The organism is Serratia marcescens (assembly GCF_006715005.1).
Lineage (GTDB): Bacteria > Pseudomonadota > Gammaproteobacteria > Enterobacterales > Enterobacteriaceae > Serratia > Serratia montpellierensis.
This window is the reverse complement of sequence record NZ_VFMJ01000001.1, coordinates 5,427,933-5,439,718: the sequence shown is the minus strand read 5'-3', so window position 1 is coordinate 5,439,718 and position 11,786 is coordinate 5,427,933. Positions and strand designations below refer to the sequence as shown.

The window sequence follows — 11,786 nt, the reverse complement described above, 5'->3', positions numbered from 1 at the left end:
CAATGGCGAAAAAAGGCGGCAGTAAAACGTGCCAAGGCATGTGTGGCATGACGCTGGCCCAGGGGTACCGGCTGACCCGTCAACAAGCTTGGGAGTACGGCAACGTGCAGAAGTCAGTGGCGGACTACAGAACGGCCGACGGCAATATCCAGATGCCGCTGAACCGGAGTATGCGCCGGCACGCAAAACACATGGGGTTCAACTTAAAGAAGGCGACGAAATAATGGAAAAGCAAATGACAGTAGTAGGTGGCAAACCAATGATGAGCAGCCGCTTAATTGCCCGTCTTACCACAAAGGAGCACAAGGATGTCTGCCGAGATATTCGAGTGATGCTTGTGCAGCTTTATGGTGGTGATGAGCGTGATTATATCCGTAGCGCAAATTTGCTCTACGATACAAATCAATGTGTTAGCTGCATTCAGTACGATACCTCAAATCCTAACGCCTGGGAGTATCTGCTCGACTATGAGCACTCTCAGTGCCTGGTCGCTGGTTACGATGCGGCTCGTCGCATGGCAATTATTAATGAGTGGCAGGATATGAAAGTAGAGCTGGCACAACCACGTATTGCCGCACCGGCCCCGGTACAGCAGGCGATCTCCACATCCGATCACATTCTGTCGGTCGCCCGCGTCGTAGCAGAGGCCACCGCCTCCGCAACGATGAAAGCCGTGATGGAGCTTTCCGGCACGCAGGTGTTCGCTGCGCAAGCTCTGCCACCAGCATCACCTGAGCAAGTCGCGCCGGTATCGGTTGCTGAACCAGTTGGCACGCCGCCAGCCCCGGAATTCTCACCAGTCATCGATCTGATGTGGGCCTTTGGCATCTCCGACGCAGCATGCCGGCGCCTGGCAAGTTACGCCAACCTGCCGACCAAGCTTACCAATGGCGAGCGTGGCCACCTGCTGATCCACCATTCCTCTTTCGCTGATGCGGTATTCACCCTGATCGACGAATCCACACCGCCGACGGGTAAGCGAAAACGCTGGCAGCACCCAGACTTCGGCGGCTTCACGCTCAAGGTCACCGAGACCAACAAAGCCGCCGTGGAGGCCAAGCAATGATCGGTACTCAGAGCAAAGTGATGAACTACGACCCGAACTATACGCTGTGTGGACGCATGGCAAAGCAAACCGTCCGCCTGACGTTCGGCCAGTGGAAATACCGCACATCGGTAGACGTGGTTGTCGGCGGAAATAGTAACGGGTTCAGCGTTATTGAGTGTGCTATCGGTGTCGCTTATGAGCAATTGGGCACCGTCCCGTTCTTCAATGACGATACCGGCAAAGATGACGAGATGGCGGTGATTAACATCGGCAACCTGCAGTGTATGGACGAATGCCTGGAAGGCGAGGATTGGCTGAAAGAAATGCTGATTGGCGCCGAGATTATCAACATTGAACCGGAGGCAGAGCAATGATGTTCCCAACCGATATTCTGCGCGCAGCCCTGTGCTGCGTAGCAAACGAGAACGAGTCTCGCGAATACCTGCAGGGGGTGTACATCTCCCCTACCCACATCCATGCCACTGACGGCCGCGCGGCGGTGATGATGGAGCATGGTGCGGACACCGACATTGATGGGGTGTTTCTGGTCAAGGGCGAAATTCCAGACAGTGCAGAAGTCACGATCATTAAACACATGGACGAGGGCTGGATGGCTATCCATTCGGATGAAGATAAGGAATTTGTCGGTTTCTGCGAGTTGGTGCCGCTAGATTGCCGCTATCCAGACTTCAGCAAAATCCTGCCGGCAGAGCCGGAACCGTGCGACGTGCTGCCAATGTTTTCAGGTCACCTTTTGGCTCTCCCCTATCTGATGTTTGGGTCGGAAATCGGCTTTGCTGCAGTTCGGTTTAAGCCTTCAGGGAAAGGTGGCCCCTGCCAACTGATTTTAGACCCGGGCATTAACCGCCTGTACGGCAATCCGTTCCTGGTCATTATGCCGCTACGCGACAACACCTTCGATCTGCTCGACGAGGTGATGAATGAAGAAGGTATTTGAACTGATTATGTTCACGCTGTTTTTCTCCAGTCTTGCGGGTTTCGGGCTGGCGGCGGGACTCTTTTCATTCCTCGGCACTGCCGAACTGATCGGGAGGGTTATCTGGTGAAAATCGATTACCAAGACCACGGAGCAACCGCCAGCATCACGCTGACCAGCACGGTGTTTGAGTTCCGCCGGCATAACCGCGTCGTTGACACGGCGCTGTTTCTGACCAGCGTCAGCGCGCACCGCAGCGGGTTGTTCTTTATGAAAACCGTGCTATCTGGCCGCTCCGCGCCAATGTTGAAGGTTTACAAAATCGCTTTACAGGAGATGGCACGATGACAAATGCACAAATTAACGAACTGAGAACCGCCGCACTCGATGCAACTCCCGGCCCGTGGGTCTGGTTTACCAGTAACAGCATGGTTCGACTGAGTAGTGTTCCAAGCGGAAAGGATGGTGATGTGCTGAGCGCCTTTCGGGCGACTGATGGCGTGCCGTGCGTGAGTATTAGCCGGTGTGATATGGAATTCATTGCCGCCGCTAACCCTGCCGCCATCCTGAACCTACTGCTGGCACTGGAAGAGAAAGAGCGGTCACTTATTTCGAATGCTGTCGATTATGAATACGAGGCGTTAGAAGCCAAACGGAAACTCGAAGAATCGGAGCGGCGTGCCGACAACATGGCGGCTCTTGCCGACAATTACGACCACCATCGCCAGCGCCTCGATCAGGCCGCGCATAAGGTTATCGAGTGGTGCCGTCAGGAAGCATTGGATCGTACAGGTAAAGCAGAGAACGCCGAATTTTACTCGTGCGTTAAAGAGCTGCGATCAGCATTAGCATTTGTGGAGGCAACCCAGTGAGCATACAAATTGACCAGATTCAACTTGTGGCGGCCATCGCCAAAGAGATCGACCGCCAGCACCCGGGTGCTGGCGTTGAAAGCCGCTGCTTCAACACGATCATCCTGGCGGCGAATAACATCTGTCAGGAGTTCGCTAAGCCAGTGGTGAAGGCATCGGAGGGCATGGGGCTTGCTGACTGGCTCGCCAGCGACGACACAGGGATGAGCAGCCTGTTCATGGCATCCAAGCTGACCGGCATTTTCGAAGCTGAATATGCCTATCCGCGCGATCCGGCAGACTTTGGCCGCTGCCTGCGCCTGGTCGAAGCTGTGCCGGAGCTGGAAAGTAAAATTCGTGACATGTCACAACATGGCAAGGAGTGGGCGGTGGTAGCCGCCCATTGGCATGAATGGGCTGAGGTGTACCGCATTGGTGACGGAAAGCGGCTGTATCGCCTCATGCGGCTTTGCTACGAGGCAGGTGAATGATGGAGATCGAACCAACAGACTTCGACACCTGGCTGCAGGGACAGACAGTACCGATCGATGTGGATTGTGGTTGTGTGGCCGCCGAGGTGCTGCTGTTTTGGGTTAAGAAGGCGTACAACGACGGCCTACAGGCCGGGGCCGGTAAGACGGAGGTGACAGAGTGAACAGAATGTTTTTGTTGATGGCTGAGTTTGAGACCTCGGATATTCCTCTGGAGAAAATCGCGGAGAAATACCTCGGTATCTCAATCGAGTTAGCCAACAAGCGTGCGAACGCTGGCAAGCTGCCTATCCCGAGTTTCCGGGCTGCAGACTCGAACAAAGCCCCGCGCCTGGTGTATGTGAAGGATTTGGCAGACTATCTTGATCAACGCACGGCAGCAGGGAGGGAAGAGTTCAAGCAGGTTAATTCGTAAGTCGGCGCGGGGTGCCGGGTCACCTATAGCACCCCACAAACCCATAACTTACTGATTTAATTAACCACTCAATCCCACCAGATATCGAACAGATCGCTGACCTTAACGTCGGTCAGTTTGCGCGCTTCCAGCCAGTTTTTCACCAGCTCGCGCTGCTCGTCGGTGCAGTGGCCGATCTTCTGCAGGCAGATCAGACCTTCCCACTGCAGGTAGCCGCTGCCGTCAAACGCCAGGCCGTTCGGCTCGATCACTTCATCGATGAAGGTATCCAGCGTGCTGTCGATGTCTTCCACCGACGTGCCTTCGGCGAAGCGCCAGGCTACGGAGAAACCCAGCTCCTGAAATTCTTCAATGTGCAACTTTTTACGTAAACGACGACTGCGGTTCTTAGCCATTATTCTTTCCTCTCAAACATCAAGTCCCAAACGCCATGTCCCAGGCGCTGGCCGCGTAATTCAAATTTCGTCAGTGGGCGCGAATCCGGACGCGGCACGTAATCATTATCGCTGGAAAGATTACGGTAGCCTGCGACCCCGTTCATAACCTCTAACATATGTTCCGCATAAGGTTGCCAATCGGTGGCCATGTGGAAGACGCCGCCGGTCTTCAGCTTGCGCAGCACCAGTTCGACAAACGGCGTTTGCACGATGCGGCGCTTGTTGTGGCGCGCCTTGTGCCACGGATCGGGGAAGAACAGCTGCACCATGTCCAGCGAGCCGTCCGGGATCATGTTTTCCAGCACTTCAACCGCATCGTGGCACATCACGCGCAGGTTGCTCAGCTTCGCCTCGTGGGCGTCGGCCAGGCAGGCGCCCACGCCCGGCGAGTGCACCTCAATCCCTAAAAAGTTCTGCTGCGGGTTGTTGCCCGCCATGGTCACCAGCGAGGCGCCCATGCCAAAACCGATCTCCAGCACCGTCGGCGCTTCGCGGCCAAACAGCGCGGTGAGATCGACAGCGTCAGTCTGATACTCCACGCCCATCACCGGCCAATAGTTCTCCAGCGCGTGCTGCTGGCCTTTGGTCAGCCGCCCCTGGCGGCGGACAAAACTGCGGATACGGCGCATCGCGCGGCCGTTCTCATCAAATTCCGGGGAGATGACGTCATTAATCATAGTGCTTTCTGTCTGTTTGGCTGCCAATTAGGGAAACGCGCATTATGCAAAGATACATTGGTTTAGCAAGTGTTCATCTTCTGTACCCGCCGTGCGGCGTCGGAAAGTTCCGGTTTACAGCACCATGACTCTATGCTGCAATCTCGCTTCATTTTCTGCCGGATAACGACGCTGCCCATGATGCAAGCACAACAATTCGCACAGGTGGTGCTTGACTGGTATCAGCGCTACGGTCGCAAGACTCTGCCGTGGCAGCTGGAAAAAACTGCCTATCAAGTATGGCTCTCCGAGGTGATGTTGCAACAGACCCAGGTTGCCACCGTCATTCCTTATTTTCAGCGCTTTATGGCCCGTTTTCCCAACGTGCGCGCGCTGGCGGAGGCCCCGCTGGACGAAGTGCTGCATCTGTGGACCGGTCTCGGCTATTACGCCCGCGCCCGTAACCTGCACAAGGCTGCACAGACCATTGTCTCACAGCACGGCGGCGAGTTCCCGACAACCTTCGCAGAAATCGCCGATTTGCCGGGCGTTGGCCGCTCTACCGCCGGCGCGGTGCTGTCGTTGGCGCTGGGCCAACACTATCCGCTCCTCGACGGCAACGTGAAGCGCGTGCTGGCCCGCTGCTACGCAGTGGAAGGCTGGCCGGGCAAGAAAGAGGTCGAAAACCGGCTGTGGAAAATCAGCGAAGAGGTGACCCCGGCGCAGGGCGTCGGCCAGTTCAACCAGGCGATGATGGATCTGGGCGCCATGGTCTGCACTCGCTCCAAGCCCAAGTGCGAGCTCTGCCCGCTCAACGTCGGCTGCCTGTCTTACGCCAATCACAGCTGGGCCAACTATCCCGGCAAGAAACCCAAACAGACCCTGCCGGAAAAAACCGCCTACTTCTTATTGCTGCAATACGGCGACCGCGTGTGGCTGGAACAGCGCCCGGCGGTGGGCCTGTGGGGCGGCCTGTTCTGCTTCCCGCAGTTCAGCGCGCGCGTGGATTTGGAACTCTGGCTGCAGCAGCGCGGTCTGAAAGGCAAGCGCCTGGAACAGCTGACCGCGTTTCGCCACACGTTCAGCCATTTCCATCTCGATATCGTGCCGATGTGGCTGTCGCTCGACGCGGCGGGCAGCGGCATGGATGAGGGCGCGGGTCTCTGGTATAACTTAGCGCAGCCGCCGTCGGTCGGGCTGGCAGCGCCGGTAGATCGCCTGTTGCAACAGCTGGCGAAGCAGCCCCCGATCCAACAAAACTTATATGGCGATAGCGCCATCGATGAGGAATTAGCATGAGCCGCACCATTTTTTGTACTTTCCTGCAGCGCGACGCCGAAGGCCAGGACTTCCAGCTTTATCCCGGTGACGTCGGCAAGCGCATCTACAACGAGATCTCCAAGGAAGCCTGGGGCGAGTGGATGAAGAAGCAGACCATGCTGATCAACGAGAAGAAGTTGAACATGATGAACGTGGATGACCGCAAGCTGCTGGAAGAGGAAATGATCAAGTTCCTGTTCGAAGGGCACGACGTGCACATCGAAGGCTATACGCCGCCGAGCGAATAACGCTGTTGGGGCCAGGCGCTGGCCCGCTTCAATCCTCTTATACTTCTTCCAAACGGCTTTAAGATGAAGAAAATTTTAGCTTTGCTCGTAATAGCGCCTTTGCTGATCTCCTGTTCCGGCAAAAAAAGTGAAGAAATCAACGAAGCCTGGATTAAAGATACCAACGGCTTCGACATTCTGATGGGCCAATTCGCCCACAACATCGAGAACATCTGGGGTCTGAACGAAGTTCTGATCGCCGGGCCGAAAGACTACGTCAAATATACCGACCAATACCAAACCCGCAGCCACATCAACTTCGACACCGGCGCCATTACCATCGAGACCATCGCCACCACCGATCCGGCCACGCACCTGCGCCAGGCGATCATCAGCACGCTGCTGATGGGTGACGATCCGGGTTCCATCGATCTCTATTCCGACGCCAACGATATCCAGATCAGCAAAGAGCCGTTCCTGTACGGCCAGGTGCTGGATAACAAGGGCGCGCCGATTCGCTGGGAATGGCGCGCGGCGCACTTCGCCGATTACCTGCTGCAGACCAAGCTGCAAAAACGCACCTCCGGCCTGCACGTGATCTACTCGGTCACCATCCAGCTGGTGCCGAACCACCTGGACAAACGTGCGCATAAATACCTGCCGATGGTGCGCAAGGCGTCGGAAAAATACGGCGTGGACGAGTCGCTGATCCTGGCTATCATGCAGACCGAATCGAGCTTCAACCCGTATGCGGTGAGCGGTTCGGACGCGCTGGGCCTGATGCAGGTGGTGCAGCACACCGCCGGTAAGGATGTGTTCCAGATGCGCGGCAAATGGGGCACCCCGAGCCGCAGCTACCTGTTCGATCCAGAGAACAACATCGACACCGGCACCGCCTACCTGGCTATCTTGCAAAACAACTACCTGGGCGGCATTCAGAACCCGACCTCGCGCCGCTATGCGGTGATCACCGCTTACAACGGCGGCGCAGGCAGCGTGCTGCGGGTGTTCTCCAGCGACAGAACGCGCGCGGTGGGCATCATCAACGGCATGCAGCCGGGCGACGTGTATCAGACGCTGACCACCAAGCACCCGGCCGCCGAGTCGCGCCGCTATCTGGTGAAAGTGAATACCGCGCAGAAGAGCTACCGCAGAAAGTAACGTTTCCCGCGTGGATAAATGAGAAGGGCCGGTGCGAACCGGCCCTTTTCTTTATGGCTTGATCATATAGCCGAAGATGCGCTTCCAGCCGTGATCTTTCTTCTCGATGTAGACCCCCTGCAGCTCCGGCGAGAAGCCCGGCAGGCGGTTGATCCCCTCTTCCAGCGCCAGGAAGTAGCGCTGCACCGCGCCGCCCCACACTTCGCCCGGTACCACGCACAGCACGCCCGGCGGGTACGGCAAGGCCCCCTCCGCCGCGATGCGCCCTTCCGCCTGGCCGATCGGCACCAGCTCGACGTTATCGCGGATAAACTCCACGTTGGCGTCCTGCGGGTTCATCACCACCGGCGGGAAATGATCCTGGCGGAACATCTCTTTTTGCAGCTGTTTGACGTCGAAGCTGACGTACAGATCGTGCATTTCCTGGCACAGCCGGCGAATGCTGTAACCACGGTAGCGCTGCTCGTTCTTGCGGTACACCGTCGGCAGCACCACGCTTAGCGGCGCGTCCTCTGCAACATAGCGCTCGAACTGCGCCAGCATCTCCACCAGTTGTTCCATCTTGGTCGGGTTTTCTGCCGGGGTCAGCAGGAACAGGATAGAGTTGAGATCGCACTTCTCCGGCACGATGCCGTTCTCGCGCAGGAAGTTGGCCAGAATGGTGGCCGGCACGCCGAACTCGGTGTATTGGCCGGTCGCGGCGTCAATGCCCGGCGTGGTCAGCAGCAGCTTGCACGGATCCACCAAATACTGATCCTGGGCGTAGCCTTCGAAGCCGTGCCACGTTTCCCCCGGCACGAAGGTGAAGAAGCGCGCGTCGTTGGCGATAAGGTCAGTATCGTGATCCTGCCAGTCTTTGCCCGCCACCTGCTGCGGAATAAACGGCTTCAGCTGCGAGCAGCGTTTGAGCAATTGTTTGCGAGTCTCGATGCCCAGCTTGACGCAGTCCATCCACATGCGGCGCCCAGCGGCGCCGGCATGCATCTTGGCGTTGACGTCCAGCGCGGCGAACAGCGGGTAGAACGGGCTGGTCGACGCATGCAGCATGAACGCGTTGTTCAGGTGTTTATGGTTGCAGTGACGCTTCTGCCCTTTGATATGGTCGTCTTTCTTATGGATCTGCGACGTCTGCGAGAACCCCGCCTGCTGTTTATGCACCGACTGGGTGACGAAAATGCCCGGATCGTGTTCGTCCAGCTCCAGCAGCAGCGGCGAACACTCTTTCAGCATCGGGATAAAGCCTTCGTAGCCCACCCAGGCGGAGTCGAACAGGATGTAGTCGCACAGATGACCGATGGTGTCGATCACCTGGCGAGCGTTGTAAATCGTGCCGTCGTAGGTACCGAGCTGAATGATCGCCAGCCGGAACGGCCGCGCCACCGCCGCCTTCTCCGGTGCCACTTCGCGGATCTGCTCACGCAGGAAGCGCTCGTCGAAGCAGTGCGCGTCGATGCCACCGATAAAACCGAACGGGTTGCGGGCGGTTTCCAGATAGACCGGCGTAGCGCCGGCTTGGATCAGCGCCCCATGGTGGTTGGATTTATGGTTGTTGCGATCGAACAGCACCAGGTCGCCACGGGTCAGCAGCGCGTTGGTCACCACCTTGTTGGCCGCCGAGGTGCCGTTGAGCACGAAGTAGGTTTTATCGGCGTTGAACACTCGCGCCGCGTGCTTTTGCGCATCCTTGGCCGATCCTTCGTGGATCAGCAGATCGCCCAGCTTGACGTCGGCGTTGCACATATCGGAACGGAACAGGGTCTCACCGTAGAAATCGAAGAACTGCCGGCCGGCCGGGTGTTTGCGGAAGAACTCTCCGCCCTGATGCCCCGGGCACGCAAAGGTCGAATTTTCCATCTCGACGTAGGTCTTCAGCGTTTTGAAGAACGGCGGCAGCAGCGCCTGCTCGTAGGCGTCGGCGGCGGCCTCCAGCTGCGCCATGTAGAACGGCTTGCTGGCGCCGGCCAACAGCGCGAAAACCCCGCTGACAAACGGCAGATAGTCCGGCGAGAGATGCTCGTCCCCTTCCACCGCCACGAAGGTCGGAATGTCGAATCCTGTCGTCTGCAAGCGCGCCAGAATACCGGCGTTCACGTCGGCGACCGACACCACCACCGCCGCCACGTCGGTGTAGTCCGTTTGCTCTACGCGCACGATCTGGCGCAGCGTCTCAATGGTGGCGACCAGGCTGGCGCTGGTCGCGATTTTCAATTCTTTCATCATGCTGACTCTCAAACGGTGAAGGATGAGGGTGTGCCACCGGCACGGTAATGAGATAACGCGGTTATCCCGGTAAAAGCGATACCCGGGCACGGCAGCATAAGCGGCGTGCGTGACCGGCTCATGATCGGGGATCATCAGGCGGCTATCGGGGGAACTGGTCTTGGCAGCGTCCGACAGGCATCAGTAAAATCAGGGCCGCAGCGCTGGCTTTACGCATGCCTAACAGCGAGCATCAGGCGGCCTTACCGCATGGCCGGCAGGCGTATTCGGGCGGAGGACGTGCGGAGGAGACAACGGCGGAACGGTGGCGGCGTCAGATGTCTGGTGCACAGCAGCGCTTGAGCAACAAAACCAGTCATGCCAATAACCCTCTGGCTTATAAGAAGCGGGAACACCGTCAGGGAACGGAGAGTGCTGAAATTTGCGCAATGATTGCATGATTCTTTGCGGGGTTCAAGCAAGAATCGCCTTGGTTTAATGCGCATTGGATTATCTGTAAAACATTGTTATTTAATTAAAAAACCATAAAAACTCATCCAGGTAACGGTATAAATACACGTTTTACATGCATATTTATTGAGTAACGATATCCTCCCATCCCCCGCTCCGCCGGGTTCGCTGCCTGAAAATAGAGCAACCGATCGGCTTTGTGACAGAAAGCGATTGACGCCATCCGGCCAATACGGTTTAATGCGCCCCGTTGCCCGGATAGCTCAGTCGGTAGAGCAGGGGATTGAAAATCCCCGTGTCCTTGGTTCGATTCCGAGTCCGGGCACCACTAATTCTGCATCAAAGCACGTTGGTTAAGGGATGAGATCCTTAACGGGCGGTTAATACGGAACCGGTAGATAGATGTCAAAGTGGTTTTCTAGGTATTTACACTCTGGCGTTGATATTAGGTTCCTCTAGAAAGGATGCCTGTGTTTCCCCACGGGCATCCTTTTCTCGATCACTGGTGATTTTTACAGCTTGTTAAAGTTATGTCAAGACGTGTCTAGGCTCCTCTTCACGTGAAGGGGTCAAATCCATATACAGTGACAGTTCATCTTCCAACGCTTGCCCCGTGATCTTCAAATCCAGTTCGACGTATTCCAGGGTTGTGCTGACACTTCGATGCCCCAGCAATCCCTTTACCATTGCCAGATTACGATCGGGGGATTTCATCATCTCAGTCGCCAGAGTATGTCTGAACCGATGGGGGGTCACCTTAAAACCACACTCTTTCGTTAGTCGGGTAAAGAACGAGCGAACGGGCTGTATAGCAGGTTCTGGACCAACATCACCCAATGGGTTTAGGAAACGCTTTACATCAAAAAGATAATCCTCCTGTTCAGCTCCTTGTGCGATGGCACGATCAACAAGTATTCGCATACGGTCGCTCAGAAAGTTCACTATTGGCACCAACCATTCCCTATGTGTTTTGCTTCCCTTTTTACACAATAAAATAGAATTAGTTTTAAGATCGACGTCTTTTAAACGCACGTGTAACAGCTGATTCTGTCGCATGCCAGTCGAACGCAACACATCAAACACCGTACGCCAATACCATACGGGATAGAGCGCGCAGGGCCTGCATTGTCCTGGCCACTGATTTTCGCGTTCTTCAAATTGCCCCAGCACCAGATTTACCTTAATCAACTGATCCCGGCTGAGGATTTTTTTTCTTTTACTTCCCGGTGGTACTTGCGTCTCGTTAAGCGGATTCTCTTTAAGAGTGAGCCACTTTTTCTTTATCCCCTGGTTGTAGACCGCACGTAAATGACGAACTTTATTATTCCACGTACTTGTTGTTAGCCCCCTTCCCAGCATGTCCCGGCGCCACAAAATTAACTCTCGGTTCGTGACTTCATCAGGTAACATGTCATACCCAATAAATTTCCTGAAAACTGCGATCACTCGGCGATAACTCATTTCAGTTTCAGGACGTAACGCTTTTGAGAAGAAATACTCTTCGAGCAAAGTTTCCCAGTCCATACCTCGATTATTTTGCATAATCTCTCCCTAGCTTAAATAGAAGCCTTGC

17 protein-coding genes and 1 tRNA gene are annotated in these 11,786 nt (G+C 56.0%); 14 read left to right on the top strand and 4 right to left on the bottom strand.

Features of this window, described 5'->3' with window-relative positions; genetic code table 11:
* Nucleotides 1-2 precede the first annotated feature (2 nt).
* The 10 genes from FHU12_RS26255 to FHU12_RS26215 are packed head-to-tail and all read left to right on the top strand — an operon-like array spanning nt 3 to nt 3,742.
* Entirely contained in the window at nt 3-224 is a 222-nt protein-coding gene (locus FHU12_RS26255) for a hypothetical protein (protein ID WP_057523804.1), read from the top strand.
* Nucleotides 224-1,066, top strand: coding sequence for a Rha family transcriptional regulator (locus tag FHU12_RS26250; protein ID WP_141972709.1), 843 nt, complete (start codon nt 224-226; stop codon nt 1,064-1,066). The genes FHU12_RS26255 and FHU12_RS26250 overlap by 1 nt, the downstream gene beginning before the upstream one ends.
* Nucleotides 1,063-1,422 (top strand): DUF5406 family protein, encoded by a 360-nt coding sequence (locus FHU12_RS26245; RefSeq protein ID WP_260440763.1) that lies wholly within the window; start codon nt 1,063-1,065, stop codon nt 1,420-1,422. The genes FHU12_RS26250 and FHU12_RS26245 overlap by 4 nt, the downstream gene beginning before the upstream one ends.
* Nucleotides 1,419-2,006 carry a beta clamp domain-containing protein gene (locus FHU12_RS26240; protein WP_141972707.1) on the top strand — a complete coding sequence of 196 codons (588 nt, stop codon included), beginning with the start codon at nt 1,419-1,421 and terminating at the stop codon, nt 2,004-2,006. Before FHU12_RS26245 ends, FHU12_RS26240 begins: the two co-directional genes overlap by 4 nt.
* The gene (locus FHU12_RS26235; RefSeq protein ID WP_060425221.1) at nt 1,990-2,115 is read left to right on the top strand and encodes a hypothetical protein; all 126 of its coding nucleotides are present in this window, start codon (nt 1,990-1,992) and stop codon (nt 2,113-2,115) included. Before FHU12_RS26240 ends, FHU12_RS26235 begins: the two co-directional genes overlap by 17 nt.
* On the top strand, nt 2,112-2,333 hold the full coding sequence (locus tag FHU12_RS26230; RefSeq protein WP_110662697.1) for a hypothetical protein: 222 nt from the start codon (nt 2,112-2,114) through the stop codon (nt 2,331-2,333). The genes FHU12_RS26235 and FHU12_RS26230 overlap by 4 nt, the downstream gene beginning before the upstream one ends.
* The gene (locus tag FHU12_RS26225) at nt 2,330-2,857 is read left to right on the top strand and encodes an ead/Ea22-like family protein (protein ID WP_141972705.1); all 528 of its coding nucleotides are present in this window, start codon (nt 2,330-2,332) and stop codon (nt 2,855-2,857) included. Before FHU12_RS26230 ends, FHU12_RS26225 begins: the two co-directional genes overlap by 4 nt.
* Nucleotides 2,854-3,327 carry a hypothetical protein gene (locus FHU12_RS26220; protein ID WP_260440762.1) on the top strand — a complete coding sequence of 158 codons (474 nt, stop codon included), beginning with the start codon at nt 2,854-2,856 and terminating at the stop codon, nt 3,325-3,327. The genes FHU12_RS26225 and FHU12_RS26220 overlap by 4 nt, the downstream gene beginning before the upstream one ends.
* Nucleotides 3,324-3,491, top strand: coding sequence for a hypothetical protein (locus tag FHU12_RS27245; RefSeq protein WP_185742348.1), 168 nt, complete (start codon nt 3,324-3,326; stop codon nt 3,489-3,491). Before FHU12_RS26220 ends, FHU12_RS27245 begins: the two co-directional genes overlap by 4 nt.
* 5 nt (nt 3,492-3,496) lie before the next feature.
* Complete coding sequence (locus FHU12_RS26215; protein WP_141973098.1) at nt 3,497-3,742, top strand: pyocin activator PrtN family protein; 246 nt, start codon at nt 3,497-3,499, stop codon at nt 3,740-3,742.
* 68 nt (nt 3,743-3,810) lie between these two features.
* Here the strand turns inward: FHU12_RS26215 and FHU12_RS26210 are convergent, their stop codons facing one another.
* Nucleotides 3,811-4,137: a YggL family protein gene (locus FHU12_RS26210; protein ID WP_019456098.1), complete on the bottom strand. Its 327-nt coding sequence runs from the start codon at nt 4,135-4,137 to the stop codon at nt 3,811-3,813.
* Nucleotides 4,137-4,856 carry a tRNA (guanosine(46)-N7)-methyltransferase TrmB gene (gene trmB, locus FHU12_RS26205; RefSeq protein WP_043141355.1) on the bottom strand — a complete coding sequence of 240 codons (720 nt, stop codon included), beginning with the start codon at nt 4,854-4,856 and terminating at the stop codon, nt 4,137-4,139. The genes FHU12_RS26210 and trmB overlap by 1 nt, the downstream gene beginning before the upstream one ends.
* A 177-nt stretch (nt 4,857-5,033) precedes the next feature.
* Here trmB and mutY point away from each other — a divergent pair, with 177 nt between their 5' ends.
* From mutY to mltC, 3 genes are all read left to right on the top strand, one after another.
* Nucleotides 5,034-6,134 carry an A/G-specific adenine glycosylase gene (mutY, locus tag FHU12_RS26200; RefSeq protein ID WP_185742347.1) on the top strand — a complete coding sequence of 367 codons (1,101 nt, stop codon included), beginning with the start codon at nt 5,034-5,036 and terminating at the stop codon, nt 6,132-6,134.
* Nucleotides 6,131-6,403, top strand: coding sequence for an oxidative damage protection protein (locus FHU12_RS26195; protein WP_004937404.1), 273 nt, complete (start codon nt 6,131-6,133; stop codon nt 6,401-6,403). Before mutY ends, FHU12_RS26195 begins: the two co-directional genes overlap by 4 nt.
* A gap of 63 nt (nt 6,404-6,466) precedes the next feature.
* Nucleotides 6,467-7,543, top strand: coding sequence for a membrane-bound lytic murein transglycosylase MltC (gene mltC / locus FHU12_RS26190; protein WP_080490907.1), 1,077 nt, complete (start codon nt 6,467-6,469; stop codon nt 7,541-7,543).
* Between the two features lie 51 nt (nt 7,544-7,594).
* Here mltC and speF read toward each other — a convergent pair whose 3' ends face one another.
* A complete protein-coding gene (speF, locus tag FHU12_RS26185; RefSeq protein ID WP_141973096.1) occupies nt 7,595-9,760 on the bottom strand; it encodes an ornithine decarboxylase SpeF in 2,166 nt (721 codons plus the stop codon).
* A 705-nt stretch (nt 9,761-10,465) separates the two neighbouring features.
* On the opposite strand from speF, the gene FHU12_RS26180 reads away from it, so the two are divergent.
* Nucleotides 10,466-10,541 (top strand) — tRNA-Phe (locus tag FHU12_RS26180).
* A gap of 200 nt (nt 10,542-10,741) precedes the next feature.
* Here FHU12_RS26180 and FHU12_RS26175 read toward each other — a convergent pair.
* On the bottom strand, nt 10,742-11,755 hold the full coding sequence (locus FHU12_RS26175) for a tyrosine-type recombinase/integrase (RefSeq protein WP_099818043.1): 1,014 nt from the start codon (nt 11,753-11,755) through the stop codon (nt 10,742-10,744).
* Between the last annotated feature and the right edge of the window lie 31 nt (nt 11,756-11,786).